Annotated in this window: 16 protein-coding genes; 7 read left to right on the top strand and 9 right to left on the bottom strand. The window is 66.9% G+C overall.

Annotated features, from left to right (window positions below):
- Positions 1 to 69: 69 nt before the first annotated feature.
- Positions 70 to 1,113 carry a zinc-binding dehydrogenase gene (locus BST13_RS09800; protein WP_083163097.1) on the top strand — a complete coding sequence of 348 codons (1,044 nt, stop codon included), beginning with the start codon at positions 70 to 72 and terminating at the stop codon, positions 1,111 to 1,113.
- Between the two features lie 3 nt (positions 1,114 to 1,116).
- On the opposite strand, the gene BST13_RS09795 is transcribed toward BST13_RS09800, so the two are convergent.
- On the bottom strand, positions 1,117 to 2,166 hold the full coding sequence (locus BST13_RS09795; RefSeq protein WP_083163085.1) for an NAD(P)H-dependent amine dehydrogenase family protein: 1,050 nt from the start codon (positions 2,164 to 2,166) through the stop codon (positions 1,117 to 1,119).
- Between the two features lie 76 nt (positions 2,167 to 2,242).
- On the opposite strand from BST13_RS09795, the gene BST13_RS09790 reads away from it, so the two are divergent.
- The gene (locus BST13_RS09790) at positions 2,243 to 3,448 is read left to right on the top strand and encodes a lipid-transfer protein (protein WP_083163402.1); all 1,206 of its coding nucleotides are present in this window, start codon (positions 2,243 to 2,245) and stop codon (positions 3,446 to 3,448) included.
- A 103-nt stretch (positions 3,449 to 3,551) separates the two neighbouring features.
- Here the strand turns inward: BST13_RS09790 and BST13_RS09785 are convergent, their stop codons facing one another.
- Positions 3,552 to 4,157, bottom strand: a complete 606-nt coding sequence (locus BST13_RS09785) for a TetR/AcrR family transcriptional regulator (RefSeq protein WP_083163083.1) — start codon at positions 4,155 to 4,157, stop codon at positions 3,552 to 3,554.
- A gap of 62 nt (positions 4,158 to 4,219) precedes the next feature.
- Between BST13_RS09785 and BST13_RS09780 the strand changes: the two genes are divergently transcribed.
- Positions 4,220 to 5,050: an alpha/beta fold hydrolase gene (locus BST13_RS09780; RefSeq protein WP_083163082.1), complete on the top strand. Its 831-nt coding sequence runs from the start codon at positions 4,220 to 4,222 to the stop codon at positions 5,048 to 5,050.
- A gap of 8 nt (positions 5,051 to 5,058) precedes the next feature.
- On the opposite strand, the gene BST13_RS09775 is transcribed toward BST13_RS09780, so the two are convergent.
- Positions 5,059 to 6,681 carry a fatty acid--CoA ligase gene (locus tag BST13_RS09775; protein WP_083163080.1) on the bottom strand — a complete coding sequence of 541 codons (1,623 nt, stop codon included), beginning with the start codon at positions 6,679 to 6,681 and terminating at the stop codon, positions 5,059 to 5,061.
- Between the two features lie 98 nt (positions 6,682 to 6,779).
- On the opposite strand from BST13_RS09775, the gene BST13_RS09770 reads away from it, so the two are divergent.
- Positions 6,780 to 7,097, top strand: a complete 318-nt coding sequence (locus tag BST13_RS09770; RefSeq protein ID WP_083163078.1) for a hypothetical protein — start codon at positions 6,780 to 6,782, stop codon at positions 7,095 to 7,097.
- Positions 7,098 to 7,104: 7 nt separating this feature from the next.
- Here BST13_RS09770 and BST13_RS38665 read toward each other — a convergent pair whose 3' ends face one another.
- Positions 7,105 to 7,362 (bottom strand): hypothetical protein, encoded by a 258-nt coding sequence (locus BST13_RS38665; RefSeq protein WP_142282764.1) that lies wholly within the window; start codon positions 7,360 to 7,362, stop codon positions 7,105 to 7,107.
- A 115-nt stretch (positions 7,363 to 7,477) separates the two neighbouring features.
- Positions 7,478 to 9,028, bottom strand: coding sequence for a FadD7 family fatty acid--CoA ligase (locus BST13_RS09765; RefSeq protein WP_083163076.1), 1,551 nt, complete (start codon positions 9,026 to 9,028; stop codon positions 7,478 to 7,480).
- A gap of 333 nt (positions 9,029 to 9,361) precedes the next feature.
- Here BST13_RS09765 and oxc point away from each other — a divergent pair, with 333 nt between their 5' ends.
- The gene (gene oxc, locus BST13_RS09760) at positions 9,362 to 11,056 is read left to right on the top strand and encodes an oxalyl-CoA decarboxylase (RefSeq protein WP_083163400.1); all 1,695 of its coding nucleotides are present in this window, start codon (positions 9,362 to 9,364) and stop codon (positions 11,054 to 11,056) included.
- Here oxc and ggt read toward each other — a convergent pair.
- The 4 genes from ggt to BST13_RS09740 form a co-directional block, all read right to left on the bottom strand.
- Positions 11,053 to 12,639 carry a gamma-glutamyltransferase gene (gene ggt / locus BST13_RS09755; RefSeq protein WP_083163074.1) on the bottom strand — a complete coding sequence of 529 codons (1,587 nt, stop codon included), beginning with the start codon at positions 12,637 to 12,639 and terminating at the stop codon, positions 11,053 to 11,055. The two genes, oxc and ggt, sit on opposite strands and share 4 nt — an antisense overlap.
- 20 nt (positions 12,640 to 12,659) lie before the next feature.
- Positions 12,660 to 13,502: an aldo/keto reductase gene (locus tag BST13_RS09750; protein ID WP_083163397.1), complete on the bottom strand. Its 843-nt coding sequence runs from the start codon at positions 13,500 to 13,502 to the stop codon at positions 12,660 to 12,662.
- An 86-nt stretch (positions 13,503 to 13,588) separates the two neighbouring features.
- Positions 13,589 to 13,903 carry a hypothetical protein gene (locus BST13_RS09745; RefSeq protein ID WP_083163072.1) on the bottom strand — a complete coding sequence of 105 codons (315 nt, stop codon included), beginning with the start codon at positions 13,901 to 13,903 and terminating at the stop codon, positions 13,589 to 13,591.
- A gap of 87 nt (positions 13,904 to 13,990) precedes the next feature.
- The gene (locus tag BST13_RS09740) at positions 13,991 to 15,343 is read right to left on the bottom strand and encodes a cation:dicarboxylate symporter family transporter (RefSeq protein WP_083163070.1); all 1,353 of its coding nucleotides are present in this window, start codon (positions 15,341 to 15,343) and stop codon (positions 13,991 to 13,993) included.
- A 108-nt stretch (positions 15,344 to 15,451) separates the two neighbouring features.
- On the opposite strand from BST13_RS09740, the gene BST13_RS09735 reads away from it, so the two are divergent.
- Complete coding sequence (locus tag BST13_RS09735) at positions 15,452 to 17,017, top strand: sensor histidine kinase (protein ID WP_083163395.1); 1,566 nt, start codon at positions 15,452 to 15,454, stop codon at positions 17,015 to 17,017.
- On the top strand, positions 17,014 to 17,709 hold the full coding sequence (locus BST13_RS09730) for a response regulator (RefSeq protein ID WP_083163068.1): 696 nt from the start codon (positions 17,014 to 17,016) through the stop codon (positions 17,707 to 17,709). The genes BST13_RS09735 and BST13_RS09730 overlap by 4 nt, the downstream gene beginning before the upstream one ends.
- Positions 17,710 to 17,750 lie beyond the last annotated feature (41 nt).

Genomic DNA, 17,750 nt, shown 5'->3' with positions numbered 1-17,750 from the left:
GCGTCGTTGCTCGACGACCCGCGACTGCGACATGATGCCGATAGTAGCCGCCGGACGAAGGGAACCGAGATGACCGCGACGATGCGGGCCGAGCGCTTCTACGCCGACACCAAAACGGTTGTCGTGGAAGATGTTCCGATTCCCGAGCCCGGTCCGGGCGAAGTCCTGGTGAAGGTGGCGTTCTGCGGCATCTGCCACTCGGACCTGAGCTTGATCAACGGCACGTTCCCGGCGCAGGCCCCGGTGGTGACGCAGGGGCACGAGGCGTCGGGCACCATCGCCAAACTCGGCCCAGGGGTGACGGGGTGGGCCGAGGGTGACCGGGTGATCGTCGCGGCAGGCAGGCCCTGCCTGACGTGTGCCAACTGCCGGCGCGGCGACATCGCCAACTGCATGCGGATCCAGTTGATGGCGTTCGCCTACGACGGCGCATGGGCCGAGTACACCGTCGCGCAGGCATTCGGGCTGACCCGCGTGCCGGACAACGTGCCGTTGGAGCAGGCCGCGATCCTGGCCGATGCGGTGTCGACGCCGTACGGCGCGGTGGTGCGCACCGGCAAGGTGGGGATCGGCGAGTCGGTCGGGGTATGGGGACTCGGTGGTGTCGGCACTCATATCGCACAACTGGCCCGGCTGGTCGGTGCCGTACCGGTGATCGCCGTCGACATCAAACCCGAAGTCCTCGACCGCTCATTGGAACTCGGTGCCGATTACGCGTTCGATTCGCGTGACGAGAACCTCGGCGAGAAGATCGCCGAGGTGACCGGCGGCCGCGGGCTCGATGTCGCGTTCGACGCGGTCGGGCTCAAGTCGACGTTCGAACAGGCGTTGGGGCAGTTGACCGTTGGCGGCAGGCTGGTGTCGGTCGGCATGAGCGCACAGGAGCCCACCGTGGGGCCGACGTCGATGTTCGGCCTGACGCAGAAGCAGGTGCTCGGCCATCTCGGCTATCAGAACGTCGACATCTCGACGCTGGCGACGCTGGTGTCACTGGGCAGGCTCGACCTGTCGCGGTCGATCAGCGGGATCGTCCCGCTGGAGGACATCGCCACGGGTATCGACAGGCTGGAACGCCAGGACGGCAATCCGATCCGAATCCTGGTGCAGCCCTAGGGATCACCGCAGAGCGGGAGCCGCCTTCCCGCTGATCAGCGGAAGGTCGGGGTAGGTGGCGATGCCCGGCGCCGCCGCGCACACCGCGGGCACGGAGTTGACGCAATGCGCCGCGGTGGCGACGACGCCGGGTTCGGGCCCTTCCTCACCGACGAGACCCTGAAATCCGTTGATGACCATGGTGAAATCCGGATTTCCCCGGACCTCCATCTCGTAGCGCTGCCCAGCCGGACCGAAAGTCCATGCCGGGTCCAGGTTTTCCTCACCCATCAGCCAGTTGACCGTGATCCTGACGACGGGTTCGTCGCCGACGAGGGCCTCCCAGTGGAACTTTCGCCCGGCGACCTGGCCCGGTTCGATCGCACCGATCGGCGACTCGATGGGCGCGGTGGCCACGGCGATCTCCTGCGTGGCCCTGACGCGGGGCTCCGCGTTGAACCCGATCTGGTCCACGATCAACTTGATGGCCTGGATGAAGCCGCCGTCGAGCAGCTTCTGCATCGGTCCACTCAGCGCACTGTCCGGTTCGCCGCCGAAGCCCATCACATGGCGCACCACGTCGGGCGCCTCATAGGTGCGCAGGTCGGAGAACTCCTCGGCGCGCACGAATCGCACGCCGGTGGACAGCGCGGACAGCAGCAGCGGGAACTTCTCGCTGATGCCGCCGGGCGCGATACCGGTGCCGTGCAATGTCGCGCCGCCTTCGAGTGCCGCGGCCCGCAGCGGCTCGGCCTGCTTGTCGGACGGGTAGAACCAGCCGATCGGGGTGACGACGTTCTTGCCGGACCGCAGCAGCGCCGCCACTTCGTCGGGATTGGGCACGAGCGGTGCGTAGATGACCGCGTCGGCTTCCAACGAGAGGATCTCGTCGACGCTGTTGGTCGCGACGACGCCGATGGGCCCGCCGCCGATCAGCGCGCCGACGTCCCTGCCGTTCTTGGCGTCGGAATGCACCCAGCAGCCGGCCAACTCCAGGTCAGGGTGCTCGAGCACACCCTTGATGGCGGCCACGCCGACGCCTCCGGTTGCCCACTGCACCACGCGCAACGCCACGACGCCTCCTCGACGAACTAGAACGTGTTCTATTTATCTCTACACTAAGCGCGCGGCGATATGTATGTTTCTCGACATGGTCAACAAAGTGTTCGTTGTCGGTGTGGGGATGACGAAGTTCGAGAAGCCCGGACGTCGCGTCAATGAGGACGGATCCGCCTGGGACTACCCGCAGATGGCCAACGAGTCCGGCACCAAGGCACTCGCCGACGCCGGGATCTCCTACGACCAGGTTCAGCAGGGTTATGTCGGATACTGCTCGGGTGATTCGACCTCGGGTCAGCGCGCACTCTATGAACTGGGTATGACGGGCATCCCGATCGTCAACGTCAACAACAACTGTTCGACCGGCTCGACGGCGCTTTATCTTGCCGCACAAGCGATCCGCGGTGGTCTGGCAGACTGCACCATCGCGCTCGGCTTCGAGAAGATGCAGCCCGGGTCGCTGCAGGCGGGCGCCCAGGACCGCGAATCGCCGCTGGGCCGCCACGTCAAGGCCCTCGCCGAGATCGACGAATTCGCCTTCCCGGTGGCGCCGTGGATGTTCGGCGCTGCGGGCCGCGAACACATGAAGAAGTACGGCAGCACCGCCGAGCATTTCGCGAAGATCGGCTACAAGAACCACAAGCACTCGGTCAACAATCCGTACGCGCAGTTCCAGGACGAGTACACCCTCGACGACATCCTGGCCGCCAAGATGATCTCCGAACCGCTGACCAAGCTGCAGTGCTCCCCCACCTCCGACGGGTCGGGTGCGGCGATCCTGGCCAGTGAGGCATTCGTCGACAAGCACGGACTGGCCGGCCAGGCCGTCGAGATCGTCGGGCAGGCCATGACCACCGACTTCGCCTCGACCTTCGACGGCAGCGCCGCCAACATCATCGGATACGACATGAATGTGCAAGCGGCCCAACAGGTCTACGCACAGTCGGGCCTCGGTCCTGAGGATTTCCAGGTCATCGAGCTGCACGACTGCTTCTCCGCCAACGAGCTGCTGCTCTACGAAGCCCTTGGCCTGTGCGGCGAAGGTGAGGCACCGCGGCTGATCGACAACGCCGACACCACCTACGGCGGGCGGTGGGTGGTCAACCCGTCCGGCGGGCTCATCTCCAAGGGCCACCCGCTGGGCGCGACGGGCCTGGCCCAGTGCGCCGAGCTGACCTGGCAGCTGCGCGGCACCGCCGACAAGCGCCAGGTCGACGGCGTCAACGCTGCGCTGCAGCACAACATCGGCCTCGGCGGCGCCGCCGTCGTGACGGCCTACCAGCGCGCCGACCGCTAGGACTTCTCTCGCCGAGCAGACATGCGGGTACCGGACACGCCGCGTTTCGCGTACCTGACTGTCTGCTCGCGGGAGAAACCCTCGCGGGAGAAAGCCGCGTAAATCAACCGGTCAGCATTGCGTCGATCAGCCGGCGTAGCACCTGGCGAATCTCGCGGCGGGCCTTCTTCGGATCCTCGGCGGTGGCGATGGCCATGGCCGCCTCGTCGAGGGCGCCGATCAGCACGTGCGCCAGTGCCCGCACGGGCTGACGCGCGAGTTGACCGGCCTTGATCGCCTCGGCGAGCATCTGTTCGGTCATGCCGAGGCTGTAGCGCTGGGCCACGTCGCGGAACCCTGCCCAGCCGAGCACGCTCGGCGCGTCGAGCAGGATCAGCTGGCGCACCTCGGGATCGCCGGACACCTCCAGCCACGCATCGACCGCGGCGCGGATCGCGTCGGCCGGGGTCGTCGCGCCCGACGCGGCCACCTCGGTCGCCAGCCTCGCCATCACGTCCTGCTCCACGACCTCCACCACGGCCAGGAAAAGTGCTGCCTTGTCGGCGAATTGGTGATACATCGCGCCGCGGGTCACCCCTGCGGCAGTGGCGATCTCCGGCGTCCCCACCTCTGCGTAACCGCGCTCACCCCACAGGCGCCGGGCAGCCGCGATCAACGCTTCACGGGTGGCCGCGGAGCGCTCTTCCTGAGTACGTCTCTTGTTTTCCATACACCCTGTTGGTAAGTTACCGGCAGACTGTTCGTAAATGTGTATCGAGCCGGGAGTCATCCATGTCGATCATTGAGATTAGCGCCGGAACCGTCCATTTCGAGGAATTCGGACCGAAGGACGGCAGGCCCGTCGTCTTCGTCCACGGGTACATGATGGGTGGGCAGCTGTGGCGCCAGGTCAGCGCGCGCCTGGCGGCGCGTGGCCTGCGGTGCATCGCCCCGACCTGGCCACTGGGCGCGCATCCCGAACCGTTGCGACCCGGCGCCGACCGCAGCATCCACGGCGTCGCGACCATCGTCGCCGACACCCTGGCCGCGTTGGATCTCGACGACGTCGTGCTGGTCGGCAACGACACCGGCGGCGTGGTCACGCAGCTGGTCGCCGTGCATCACCCTGAGCGGATCGGCGCCCTGGTGTTGACCAGTTGCGATGCGTTCGAACACTTTCCGCCGCCCATCCTCAAGCCGCTGATCCGTGCCGCACACTCCAAGGTGCTGTTCCGGAGCGTCGCACAGGCCGTGCGGATCCCTGTTGTACGCAGGCGGGCCTATGCCGGCCTGGCCCACGCGAACATCGATGTCATGACCCGGGAATGGGTGCACACCACCCGGGCGAATCCGGCGATCGCCGAGGACCTGAGACAGTTCACCCTGTCGCTGCGCACCGAGGTCACCACCGCAGTGGCCGCCCGGCTCCCCGAATTCGACAAGCCGACACTGATCGCGTGGTCGGCCGACGACGTGTTCTTCGAACTCGGCGACGGCGAACGGCTCGCGCAGACCATCCCGAACGCGCGGCTGGAAGTGATCGACGGCGCCCGCACCTTCTCGATGATCGACCGGCCGGATCGCCTGGCCGACCTGCTGTCGAGCATCGCCGTACGCGCCTGACCCGCGCCCTAGATGGTGAGCACCTCGTAGGCGCCGTCGGCGTGCCGGGCCCGGATGGTCTTCTTGTCGTACTTGCCGACGCTGGTGCGCGGCACCTGGTCGACGAATGTCCAGCGCTCCGGAAGCCACCACCGAACCACCTTGTCCGCCAGGAAGTCTCGTAGTTCCGCCGGGCTGGTCGTGGCATTCTCGTGCAACACCACGACGGCCAGCGGGCGTTCCTGCCAGCGCTCGTCGGGCACGCCGACCACGGCGGCCTCCAACACGTCGGGATGGGCGATCAGCAGATTCTCCAGCTCCACCGAGGAAATCCATTCACCACCGGATTTGATGACGTCCTTGGCGCGGTCCGTGAGGGTGACGTAGCCGTCTTCGTCGATGCAGCCCACGTCTCCGGTGCGCAGCCAGCCGGTGTCGAACCTCTCCGCGTCCCGGCCCTGGTAGTAACTGCCGGTGATCCACGGACCGCGTACTTCCAGCTCCCCCACGGCTTTGCCGTCGGCGGGCATGGGTTTACCCGTGTCGTCGACGATGCGGACCTCGACACCGCACATCGGTCGTCCCGCGGTGGCCCGCATTGCCCAGTGCCGTTCCTCGGACACCCCGGGCAGCGGTTTGGCGACCGTCGCCAGCGGCGACGTCTCCGTCATACCCCACGCCTGCTGGATGTAGACGCCGTAGCGCTCCTGGAATGTCCGCATCAGCGAGACCGGCACCGCCGAACCGCCACAGGCAACCAGTCGCAACGACGAAATATCATGTCCGGGCGCCTTTTCCAGGCAGTGCATCACGTCGTTCCAGATCGTGGGCACCGCCCCGGCCACCGTGGGGCGCCGCGATTCGATCAGCTCGATCAGTGAGGCACCATCGAGGAAGCGGTCCGGCATCACCAGATCCGCCCCGGCCATGAGGGCCGCGTACGGCAACCCCCAAGCGTTCGCGTGGAACATCGGCACGACCGGCAACACCACATCGCCCGCGCCCACATCGAGCGCATTGGCCGTGCACGTGGACAGCGAATGCAGATAACTCGACCGGTGGCTGTACACCACCCCTTTGGGGTTTCCGGTGGTGCCACTCGTGTAACACATTGCGGCAGCAGAGTTCTCGTCGATGTCAGGCCAGTCGAACTGCGCGGGACGGCCCGCCAGCACTTCGTCATACCGCACGACCGTGACCCCTTTGAGAGCACTGACGTCACCGTCGCCGGACACGATCACCGTGTGCACGGTCTCCAGGAGCGGCAGCACCGGCGCCAGCTGCGGCACCAGAGATGCGTCGGCCACGATCACCCGGTCCTGTGCTTCGTTGGCGATGTAGGCGATCTGCTCCGGGGACAACCGGATGTTGAGGGTGTGCAGCACCGCGCCCATCGCGGGCAAGGCCAGGTAGGCAGTCAGATGTTCGGCGTTGTTCCACATGAACGTGCCCACGCGCTCGTCGCCGGTGATGCCGAACCCCCGCAGGGCATGTGCCAGTCGCGCGGCCTGTTCACCGATCTCCCGGTAGGTGCTGGTGCGGTATCCACCCTGACCAGTGGCGGTGGTGATGGTTCGGTCGCCGTTGGCGCCACAGGCGTGCCGCAGGATCGCCGTGATGGTCAACGGCCAGTTCTGCATGGTGCTGTCCACGGGCGCGATGCTATCCGGGTGTATGCAGGAACGAATCGGGTTCCCTAAACGATGTACTTCAGGGGAAGATGTGAAGTAGCTGAACGAGAGGCACGACAATGCGGGTGAAGTACGCCATGGGTGCGGTCGCAGTGGCTGTGATCGGGCTGGTGGGCGCCCCCGCCGGCCTCGCATCGGCCGATGAGACGGCACAGGAAACCATCAGTCGTCTGCAGTCGCAGGGCTACACCGTCAACATAGATCGCGTCGGCACCGCGCCGCTGGACCAGTGCGTGGTGACCAGCGTCCGCAACCCGCAGCAGGTGAAGCAGTGGGTGCCCTACACCGGCCCGGGCCGCGGTAACGGCAACGACCGGGTGCTGGTGCAGGTGGTCACCAGCCAGACGGTGTCGGTGTCGCTGAACTGCCAGGGCTGAGCGAGGCTCACCAGCCCCACGGCCCCCAGTGTCGGTAATGGCCCCAGCCGTAGTCTCCGCGCCAGCCGCGATCGCCCCAGCCTCCGTGCCAGCCGTGATATCCGGCATCGGATGCATGCGCGACCCGATCCGGTGCCGCTGACACCGAGTGGGTTGGCTCCGCGGGTGCGCGGTCCACTGCTGCGCCCGCGGGGGCGGCGACGACGGCGCCTGTGACGACGGCCGCCACTACTGCGGCCGCAACGCGCTTGACTGTTCGATGCATGGTGTCACTCCTTGGAAAGTGCTGTGCTCCTTGCTCTTTCCACGATCCGCCGACACAGTCTCGAGATCGTTGGCGCTGACCTCCAATCGCTGATGCCTGCCAGCTGCAATCCCGGTCAATGCGCGTAGAGCTGCTTGACGGCATTGCGGTCGATGGCGCCCTTGGCGGTATGTGGCAGCGCCGTGACGACGTCGATCCGCTCGGGGACTTCGAAGGCCGGCAGCTTGGCGCGGCATTCCAGGGTGATCTGTTCGGGTCCGCCGGCACGCCGGCCGGAGAGCACCACAGCCGCGCCGACCCGTTCGCCGAACGTTTCGTCGGGAATCGCGAACACCGCCGCCTCCACGACGCCGTCGCACCCCGTGAGGACGCCTTCGACATGTTCGGGAGAGATGTTCTCGCCGCCCCGGATGATGATGTTCTTGATTCGGCCAGTCAGATGCAGCCGTTCGTCGACATCCACGATGCCCAGGTCACCCGTGCGGAACCAGCCGTCGACGAAGCTCTTGGCCGTCTCATCCGGATCAGCGAGATAGCCGCGGGCGACGGTGGGGCCGCTCACCCACACCTCACCCATCACACCGGGCGGGCAGGAGTTTCCGGCACCGTCGACGATTCGCAGCCGTACCGCGCCCGTGCCACGCCCCACCGAGCCGAGTTCGTCTGGCATCCGCGCGCGGATCTGCTCGCCGGCGGCCTGGTGGGTGGTCTCGGTCATTCCATAGGCCTCCAGGAGGGGCGTGCCGAAGGCCCGCTCGATGGCGCGGGCGGTGGTGATGTCCAGCGGCGCGCTACAGCTGCGGACGAATCGCAGTGGCAACACGTCCGGGCCGGGAACATCCGCGGCGGGGCGATTCAGCAGGATCTGGTGGATGGTGGGCACCGCGCTGAACCATGTGGCGCCGACGGATCGCATCTCGTTCCAGAACATGTGCGCAGAGAACCGCCCGCGCGCCGGGAGCAGCACTCGTCCCCCGCTGGCCAACGAGCCGAGTAGCACGGCCACCAACCCGTGGCCATGGAACAGCGGCATCACCGCCACGGTCGCGTCATCGGGGCCCAGGTCGTAGGTCGCACAGATTCCCCGCACCGAGGCGGCCACATTGCCGTGCGTCAGAGGCACCATCTTGGCCCGGCCGGTGGTGCCCGAGGTGAACAGCACCAGCGCATCCTCGGGTCGGAGGCCGAGATTCGCGTGGTCGTCGAGGGCACCCGATGCGGGGCCGAACTCGAGCCACGCCGTCCCTGCCGTCGGACCGGCGAGTTCCACGCGCACGCGCATGCCCGCACGGTCGGAGCCGGCGTCGACCGGCGTCTGATCCGTTGCCGCCGAACCGATCAGCAGGGCCCTGGCGCCGACCCGGTCGAGCCGATCTCTCAGTTCCGCAGCGGGCAGCGCCGGATCCAGCGGGGCGGTCACGAGGCCGGCCCGTGCCGCGCCGAGCAGTCCCACGACGAACTCGACGGTGTTGGCGCCCACCAGCCCGACGGCATCCCCTCGGCGCAAACCCGCATCGCGCAGGCCCACGACGATCTGGTCCACCAGGTCGGACAACGTTCCGTAGCTCACCGGGATGCGCTCGGCGGTGGCCACCAGCGCGGTAGCCCATGGCGCGATCCGCAGCTGCTCGTCGAGCACGTCGAACAATCCGGTCATCGTGATCATGGCAATCACCTTCTTGCAGTGTGTGAGTCGAGCGATCCGCCTTGAACGCATCAATAATGTTGTCTGACAACAGATTTACCGCACTTCTCGAATGCGGTCATCTCGCATGGTAGGCGGGATGACCCCGATCGTCGCGTCCGCTGCTCGGATTCGCCGCGATTTTGCAGCTAGCAGGGGGGCGGTGGTGACACTGCCCCAACCGGGCAATGGGCGCCAGCGCTGCTGACGGCGATCACCGCGAGCGACGACGATGGCAGTGAGATCACCAGCGCCGAGAGGAATTCCGACATGACTTCCGCACCTCCCATCGGACAACAGCGCACGGCAGCCGCGATGACATCCTCGACCGCCACGGCCACCGACGGGTATCACGTGGCGGTCGAGGCACTCAAACTCAACGGGATTGAGACGATCTACGGCGTGGTCGGCATCCCGGTCACCGACATCGCCCGCGTGGCCCAGGCCGAAGGCCTGCGCTACATCGGATTCCGTCATGAGAGCGACGCCGGACACGCCGCGGCGGCAGCCGGGTTCCTCACCAAGAAGCCGGGTATCTGCCTCACGGTGTCCGCACCCGGTTTTCTCAATGGGCTGGTCGCCCTCGCCAACGCGACCACGAATTGCTTTCCCATGGTGCAGATTTCGGGATCGAGTGAGCGTCACATCGTCGACCTGCAACGCGGCGACTACGAGGAGCTCGACCAGCTCGCGGCCGCGCGGCCGTACACCAAGGCCGCCTTCCGGGTGAACCGGGTCCAGGACATCGGCCTGGCCGTCGCGCGCGCCGTCCGCATCGCGTCCTCCGGCCGCCCCGGTGGCGTCTACCTAGATATTCCCGCGGCCGTGCTCGGTGACGTCATGGATGCCGATCAGGCGCGCGCGTCACTGCGGACGGTGGTCGACGCGGCTCCCGACCAGGTCCCGTCACCGGCTGCGATCGACCGCGCCGTCGAGTTGCTCGCCGGGGCCGAGCGTCCGCTCGTCGTGCTCGGCAAGGGAGCAGCGTACGCCCGGGCCGACGACGCGATTCGCGCGTTCGTCGAGAACACCGGCATACCGTTCCTGCCGATGTCGATGGCGAAAGGCCTACTACCCGATGGCCATCCACAGTCAGCCGCCACGGCGAGGTCGCTGGCGCTGCGCAACGCCGACGTGGTGTTGCTCGTCGGCGCACGGCTGAACTGGCTGCTCGGGCACGGCGAGTCACCGCAGTGGAGCGCGGACGTGAAGTTCATCCAGGTCGACATCGACCCGAACGAGCTGGACAGCAACGCACCGATCGCTGCACCCCTGCTCGGCGATATCGGCTCGGTGATGGCCGAACTCGCCCAGCGGACCCGCGAGATCACGGCACCGTCGTCGTGGCGCGACCAGCTCGCCGCGCGTTCGGCGCGCAACACCGCGGCGATGGCCAAACGACTTGGCGAGCAGACGCATCCGATGCGGTTCCACGGGGCGCTGCGCGCGCTTCGCGACGTGCTTCGTGACCGCCCCGAGGTCTATGTGGTCAACGAAGGCGCCAATGCGCTCGACCTGGCGCGCAACGTCATCGACATGACGGTGCCCCGACACCGGCTCGACAGCGGCACCTGGGGCGTCATGGGTATCGGGATGGGCTACGCCATCGCAGCGGCCGTCGAAAGCGGCGACCCGGTGGTGGCGATCGAGGGCGACAGCGCCTTCGGCTTCAGCGGCATGGAGTTGGAGACCATCTGCCGCTACTGGCTTCCCGTCGTCGTGGTCGTGCTCAACAACGGCGGCGTCTACCGGGGCGACGGGGCCAATCCCGCGTCGACCGACCCCTCGCCCACCACTCTCATGCCCACAGCCCGCCACGACCGGCTGATCACCGCGTTCGGCGGCGTCGGGTATCACGCGAGCACACCAGAACAACTCGAGGCCGCGCTGCGCAAAGCCCTTGCCTCCCGTGGGCCGTCACTCATCGACTGCGTCATCGACCCCACCGACGGCACCGAGAGCGGTCACCTGACCCATCTGAACCCGGTCGGTATCGGTCACAGGGCTTAGAACCCGGCCGCCTGGCCGTCCCGGCGCGGATCGCTCGCGGCAAGATACCCGTCACCCAGTCGCCAAATCGCCTGGCAGCTCCCGAATTGTTGGTAGTCGCCCACGGTGACCAGGTCGTGGCCGAGGTCGCGCAGGCCTTCCAGCGTTGCGGCCGGGAAACCGTCCTCGACGGACACTCGCGTGCCCTGCAACCAGCGGAAGCGTGGTCCGTCGCACGCGGCCTGCGGATTCTGCCCGTAGTCGGCGATCCGCGCCACGACCTGAAGATGGCCCTGTGGTTGCATGGTCCCGCCCATCACGCCGAAGCTCATCACGGGAGCACCGGCCTTGGTGAGGAAGCCGGGAATGATGGTGTGGAACGGACGCTTTCGCGGCCCGACGCGGTTCGGATGCCCCGGGGTCAGGACGAAGCCAGTGCCGCGGTTCTGCAGCGAGATCCCGGTGCCCGGCACCACCACACCCGAGCCGAAACCGAGGTAATTCGACTGGATCATCGAGACCATCATTCCCGAGTCGTCGGCTGCGGTCAGGTAGACCGTGCCTCCCCCGGGTGGGCGTCCTGTCGTGAAATGTTGAGCCTTGGTGCGGTCGATGAGCCCCGCTCTCTCCCGCAGGTATTCGGCGTCGAGAAGCTCGCTCGGCGGCAGTGTCATGTGCTCGCGGTCGGCCAGATGGGAAAGCGCGTCGGCGAACGCGAGTTTCACCGCCTCGATCTGCAGGTGCACACTCTCGGGTGAATCGACGGGAAGCGAAGCCATGTCGAAGTTCTCGAGGATGCCCAGCGCCGCGAGTGCCACGATGCCCTGACCGTTCGGCGGGATCTCGTGGACCGTGTACCCGCGGTAGTCGACATCGATCGTGTCGACCCACTCGACGCGGTGCGCGGCCAGGTCGGAGCTGGCCATCGCGCCGCCGTTGGCGTCCGAGTGCGCCGCCATCCTCTCTGCAAGGTCGCCACGGTAGAACGCTTCGCCGTGCGTTGCGGCGATGAGCTCAAGGCTGGCAGCGTGGTCGGGGAATCTGAACAGTTCGCCAGGCACCGGTGCCCGGCCACCCGGCAAGAACGCCGCGGCGAAGCCGGGCTGCGATGCGAGTACCGGTGCTTGCGCCGCCCACTGTCCTGCGACCGTCGGCGAGACCAGGAACCCGTTGCGGCCGTAGCGGATCGCAGGCTCGAACAGCCGCGTGAACGGCAACCTGCCGAACCTGTCGTGCAACGCGATCCAGGCCGCGACCGCGCCCGGCACGGTCACCGCATTCCAGCCCAGCGCAGGAATCTTCCCGCCGCGGAAGTACTCCGGTGTCCACGCCGCGGGCGAGCGGCCCGAGGCATTCAAGCCGTGCAATTGCCCACTGTCCCAGACGATTGCGAAAGCATCCGAGCCGATCCCGTTGGAAACGGGCTCCACCAGCGAAAGCGTGATCGCCGTCGCGACAGCCGCGTCGACAGCGTTTCCGCCTTCCGCGAGCATCGCCAGGCCTGCCTGCGCGGCGAGTGGCTGCGAGGTGCAGACGACGTTGCGCGCCAGGACAGGCTTTCTGGGCCAGGCGTACGGCAGATTCCAGGAGAACGGCACGCTCATGTTCGCATGCTAGGCCTGCGTCACGTCGGGATCCGGTCGAACGTGTCGGGGTTGGGGCCCGTGCGTCCGGGTTCGCCACGGTCGAGAGCCGAGATCGCCTCCATGTCGGCGTCGGTCAGTTCGAAGTCGAACAACTCGAAGTTGGACCGGACCCGTTCGGGCGACACTGATTTCGGAAACACGATATCGCCGCGCTGGATGTGCCAACGCAGCACGACTTGCGCGGGGAACCGGCCCACCGCCTCGGCGATCCTCGTGACGACCGGGTCGTCGAGCACCCGGCCTTTCGCGATCGGCGACCAGGCCTCGGTCGCGATGCCATGCTCTCGCCCGTACGCGCGGACTTCTTCGTTGGTGAAGTACGGATGCACCTCGATCTGGTTGACCGAGGGCACCGTGTCGGATTCCTTCAACAGACGCTCCAGATGCGCCGGCTGGAAATTCGAGACCCCGATGCTGCGGGCGCGGCCGTCCCTGGCGAATTCCTCCAGTACGTGCCACGTCGAGACGAAGTCGCCGTCGTACAGCGTCGGCAGCGGCCAGTGGATCAGGAACAGGTCGACGTAATCGGACCCGAGCGCCTTCAGGGTGTCATCGAAGGCCCGTCGGGCGTCGTCTGGTCGGTGGAAACCGTTGTTGAGCTTGCTGGTGATGAACACGTCGCCACGGTCCAAGCCTGCGTCGCGGACGCCCTGGCCCACTTCCCGTTCATTGCCGTACATCTCGGCGGTATCGATGTGGCGGTAACCGACGTCCAGCGCGACCTTGACCGCTGCCGCGGTCTTCTCCGGCTCGATCTTGAACACACCGAATCCCAACTGCGGGATGCGGGTCCCGTCGTTGAGCTCGATCGGAGCATTCATCGGTGGGAATGTCTTGCTCGTGACCATGACCTCCAGCGTGCCCTGTCCGCGCATTCGCCGCCCATCCGGGGCACCACGCACTCACGTCAATGCGTACAGTCCAGCGACACCGTGATGGTGCGCCGCACCACGATGGGGACAAGGTCGAAGGTCTTCTTGCCGTTCTTGCCGATGTTCTCGACCCGAACCAACCTGGTTTCGGTCTGGGGGTTGCGCACGCTGGTCACCGTGCACTGCTCCAGCGGAGCACTCCCGATCCGGTCGATCGTCACGTCGAAGCCATCGGCCTGAAGTTCGCCGATGGTCACCACCGCTGATTCTGCCGACGCCACTGCTGTCGGCGTTGCCATGATTGCCAGTACCGCCCCCGATACGGCCAGCGCTACTGATGTTGCTCGCATACCACTGTCACGGCGCCGGGGCCGACATGGTTCACAGGAAACGCAAAGCCCGGCCGGAGAATCCGGCCGGGCTTCTGATGCTCGGGCTCAGTGAGCAGCTACCGCAACGGGCGCCGCATGGTTGTCGACCATCGTGAGCTCGTCGAAGGGGTCCCTGCCGCCCAGCACTGCGTCGACCTTGGCCCGGTCCACCGTCTTGGTCCACGAGCCGACGAGCAAGGTGGCCACCGCGTTTCCGGAAAAGTTGGTCACGGCGCGCGCCTCGGACATGAACCGGTCGATGCCGACGATCAGGCCCACGCCGTCCAGCAATTCGGGGCGGTGGCTCTGCAGCCCGCCGGCCAAGGTGGCCAGGCCTGCGCCGCTGACGCCGGCCGCACCCTTGGAGGCGACGATCATGAACACCAGCAACGAGACCTGCTCGCCGATGGACAGCGGGTCACCCATCGCGTCGGCGATGAACAGCGAGGCCATGGTCAGGTAGATCGCGGTGCCGTCCAGGTTGAACGAGTATCCGGTCGGCACGACGACACCGACGGTGCTCCGCTCGACGCCGAGGTGTTCCATCTTGGCGATCAGCCGCGGCAGTGCCGACTCAGAGGACGATGTCGAGAAGATCAGCAGATACTCGCGGGCGAGGTAGCGCACCAGCTTGAAGATCGACACACCCGACACCAGGCGCAGGAGCGCGCCGAGGACCCCGAAGACGAACACCGCGCACGTCAGGTAGAACGCGAGCATCAGGGTCAGCAGCTGGGTGACCGCTGTCCAGCCGGTCTGACCGACCACGTTCGCGATCGCACCGAACGCACCGATCGGGGCCAGCCACAGGATCATGATCAGCACCTTGAACACGAGCTTCTGCAGGTGCTCGACACCGCGCAGGATGGGCTCGCCCGCCGTGCCCATCGCCTGCAGTGCGAAACCGACCAGCAAGGCCACGAAGAGGGCTTCCAGCACGTTGCCATCGGTCAGTGCCGAGAACAGGGTGGTCGGGATGATGTGCTGGATGAAGTCCATCAGACCGCCGGCCTCGTGGGCCTTCTCGGCCAGCTTCGCGCCCTGCCCAGCGGTCTTCTCCGACAGGTGCATGCCCGAGCCCGGGTCGAGCAGATTGCCCACCAGCAGGCCGATGGCCAGCGCGACGGTGGACATCACCAGGAAATAGACGAACGCCAGCCCGCCGATCTTGCCAACGGTCGCGGCCTTGCGGACCGAGCCGATGCCCAACACGATCGTGCAGAAGATGACCGGGACGATCATCATCTTGATCAGGTTGACGAACATCGTGCCGAGCACGCCGACGTCTTTGCCGATTCCCGGTGCGACGAGCCCGACGGCAACACCGGCCACCACCGCGACGATGACGGCGATATAGAGCCAGTGGGTGCGGTCTCGTCGGGTCTTCGGTTCGGGGTGTGGGTCCAAGGTGGTGCTCATCGGTACCTCCGGGTCGACATCGGTTTGCTCTGCAAGTAGGTTCGCCGATGACGTGAGCCACGTCACGCATAAGTTCATTTAGTTCAAGCTGGGGCGGAAATCGTGCGGTTGAGCAGGTGGTGGCCGCGGTCGCTGGCCGGTCAGGCGATCGCCCTGCAGGTGATCGTGGTCGCCGTCGTGGTGCTGGCCGGGTCAGCACTTGCGCTGCTCGACGCGCGACGCGACGGTGACGCCGCCGCACGCCAGCAGGTCGTCGGCATCGCGACTGCTCTCGCCGATTCCCCGTCGACCGCTGCGGCCATTCAATCCGGCACGGCGACACAGGTTTTGCAGCCGATGACCGAGGCGGTGCGCAGGGCCACCGACATCGCGTTCATCACGATCATGGCGCCCGACGGAACACGGTTCACCCACACCGATCCCAGCCAGATCGGCGGCCACTACCTCGGCACCGTCGCACCGGCGTTGCGTGGCCAGACGTTCAGCGAGGTCTACACCGGAACGCTCGGCCCGTCGGTGCGGGCGGTGGCCCCGGTGCACGGCAGCAATGGGCACATCGTGGGCCTGGTCTCCGCGGGCATCACCCAGCAGACCCTGGCGCAGCGCTGGCGCGCGCAGATCCCGGTCATCGCCGCGGTAACCGCTGGGGCGCTGGCGGTTTCGTCGTTGGGGGTATGGGCGATCCGGCGTAGGCTGCTGCGCCAGACCCGGGGCCTGCGGCCCGAGGAACTGCGGGTGATGTACGACCACCACGACGCGATCCTGCATTCGGTGTCGGAGGGATTGATCGTGCTCGACCGCGACGGCGTGGCCGTGATCAACGACGAGGCGCGACGGCTGCTGGGCGTGCCGCCGGGGCCGGTACGGCTGTCCGACCTGCCGGAGTTTCTGCGCAGTCGTGATCCGGGTGTGCGCGACGAGGTACACGTCACCGATGACCGGGTCCTGGTGGTGAACCGTTCCGGGGTCACCAGCGGGCAGGCGCGCAGCGGCGGGAAGATCGATTCCGATTCCGAGGTCGTCACCATCCGGGATCGCACCGAATTACAGGGCGCGCTGGGCGAACTCAGCTCCATGCAGGTGTTGGCCGATTCCCTGCGGGCCCAAGCGCACGAGTCGGCGAACAAGCTGCACACCGTCATCACCCTGGTCGAGATGGGGCGTGCGGACGATGCGGTCCGGTTCGCCACAGAGGATCTGGAGCTGTCTCAGCAACTGGTCGACCGGCTGTCGCTGGCGGTGCACGAGCCCGCGCTGGTGGCGCTGCTGCTCGGCAAGACCGCGCAGGCCGACGAACGCGGCATCGCGCTGACGGTCACCGAGGACACCCAGTTGCCCACGGACACAGTGCTGTCGGGTCAGGAGATGGTCACCGTGGTGGGTAATCTGATCGACAATGCGATGGACGCGTGCGACCGCGACGATCCGTGGGTCGAGGTCACGGTGAGCCAGAACGGCGATGAGCTTCTGATCCGGGTGGCCGACAGCGGCCCCGGCATGGATGCGTCGACGTTCGAAAAGGCCATGCAGCGAGGGTATTCCACCAAACCGGGCGACACTTCGGGCCATGGTCTGGGTTTGGCACTGGTGGCTCAGGTGGCCAGAAAGCACGGCGGCACCATACGGGCCGACGTGACATACGGTTCGGTCGTCACGGTGACGGTGCCGAGATGAGCGATGTCCACGTCCTCATCGTGGAGGACGATCCGCTGATCGCCGAAGCGCACGCCACGTATCTTGCTCGGCTGGAAGGGTTTTCGACTGCCGCAGTGGTGCACACCGCACGCGACGCGATGCGCACGGCGGCCGAGGCCGCGGCATCCGAGCGGCCGATCGATCTGGTGCTGCTGGACCTCGGGCTGCCCGACGCCAGTGGGATCTCGTTGGCCTCGGGATTGTCGGGGCTGCGACCGGCGCCCGACATCATCGCCATCACCTCCGAACGTGATCTGGAGATGGTGCGGGCCGCGGTCGCCCACGGCGCCCTGGCGTATCTGCTGAAGCCGTTCACGTTCGCGGCGTTCCGCGATCGGCTCGAGCGCTACCGCCGCTACCGCACGGCACTTCCGGCCGGCACGGACGCGGCCAGTCAAGCCGAGGTGGACCGCGCCCTGGGGGAACTACGCGTCGCCCCGGAGAAAGCCGCTTCCCCGAAAGGGGCGGCGCCGCAGACCACCGACGAGATCGCACGCGCGGTGCGCGACAACCCTGACGGCTTGACCGCCGACGAGGTCGCCAAACAGGTGGGGGTGTCGCGGGTGACGGCGTGGCGCTATTTGGAGCGGTTGGCCGACGGCGGCACCGTCACCCGCAGCACGGAGTACGGCAAGACGGGCCGACCGAGCACCCGTTACCACTGGCGCTGACTCCCCTGGCCAGCAGACGCAGAATCGCACATTCTCCGAGG

The sequence above is a fragment of the Mycobacterium aquaticum genome, from assembly GCF_002086485.1.
In the GTDB taxonomy this organism is placed as follows: domain Bacteria; phylum Actinomycetota; class Actinomycetes; order Mycobacteriales; family Mycobacteriaceae; genus Mycobacterium; species Mycobacterium aquaticum.
This window is presented reverse-complemented; position numbering and strand designations above follow the sequence as displayed.

What these genes read in the sequence shown, in the direction of transcription:
- ggt (WP_083163074.1), bottom strand. Translation starts at nt 12,639, where the DNA reads ATGAGCGTGCCGTTCTCCTGGAATCTGCCGTACGCCTGGCCCAGAAAG.
- BST13_RS09780 (WP_083163082.1), top strand. Translation starts at nt 4,220, where the DNA reads ATGTCGATCATTGAGATTAGCGCCGGAACCGTCCATTTCGAGGAATTC.
- BST13_RS09765 (WP_083163076.1), bottom strand. Translation starts at nt 9,028, where the DNA reads ATGATCACGATGACCGGATTGTTCGACGTGCTCGACGAGCAGCTGCGG.
- oxc (WP_083163400.1), top strand. Translation starts at nt 9,362, where the DNA reads ATGACATCCTCGACCGCCACGGCCACCGACGGGTATCACGTGGCGGTC.
- BST13_RS09800 (WP_083163097.1), top strand. Translation starts at nt 70, where the DNA reads ATGACCGCGACGATGCGGGCCGAGCGCTTCTACGCCGACACCAAAACG.
- BST13_RS09730 (WP_083163068.1), top strand. Translation starts at nt 17,014, where the DNA reads ATGAGCGATGTCCACGTCCTCATCGTGGAGGACGATCCGCTGATCGCC.
- BST13_RS09745 (WP_083163072.1), bottom strand. Translation starts at nt 13,903, where the DNA reads ATGCGAGCAACATCAGTAGCGCTGGCCGTATCGGGGGCGGTACTGGCA.
- BST13_RS09750 (WP_083163397.1), bottom strand. Translation starts at nt 13,502, where the DNA reads ATGAATGCTCCGATCGAGCTCAACGACGGGACCCGCATCCCGCAGTTG.
- BST13_RS09770 (WP_083163078.1), top strand. Translation starts at nt 6,780, where the DNA reads ATGCGGGTGAAGTACGCCATGGGTGCGGTCGCAGTGGCTGTGATCGGG.
- BST13_RS09785 (WP_083163083.1), bottom strand. Translation starts at nt 4,157, where the DNA reads ATGGAAAACAAGAGACGTACTCAGGAAGAGCGCTCCGCGGCCACCCGT.
- BST13_RS09740 (WP_083163070.1), bottom strand. Translation starts at nt 15,343, where the DNA reads ATGAGCACCACCTTGGACCCACACCCCGAACCGAAGACCCGACGAGAC.
- BST13_RS38665 (WP_142282764.1), bottom strand. Translation starts at nt 7,362, where the DNA reads ATGCATCGAACAGTCAAGCGCGTTGCGGCCGCAGTAGTGGCGGCCGTC.
- BST13_RS09790 (WP_083163402.1), top strand. Translation starts at nt 2,243, where the DNA reads ATGGTCAACAAAGTGTTCGTTGTCGGTGTGGGGATGACGAAGTTCGAG.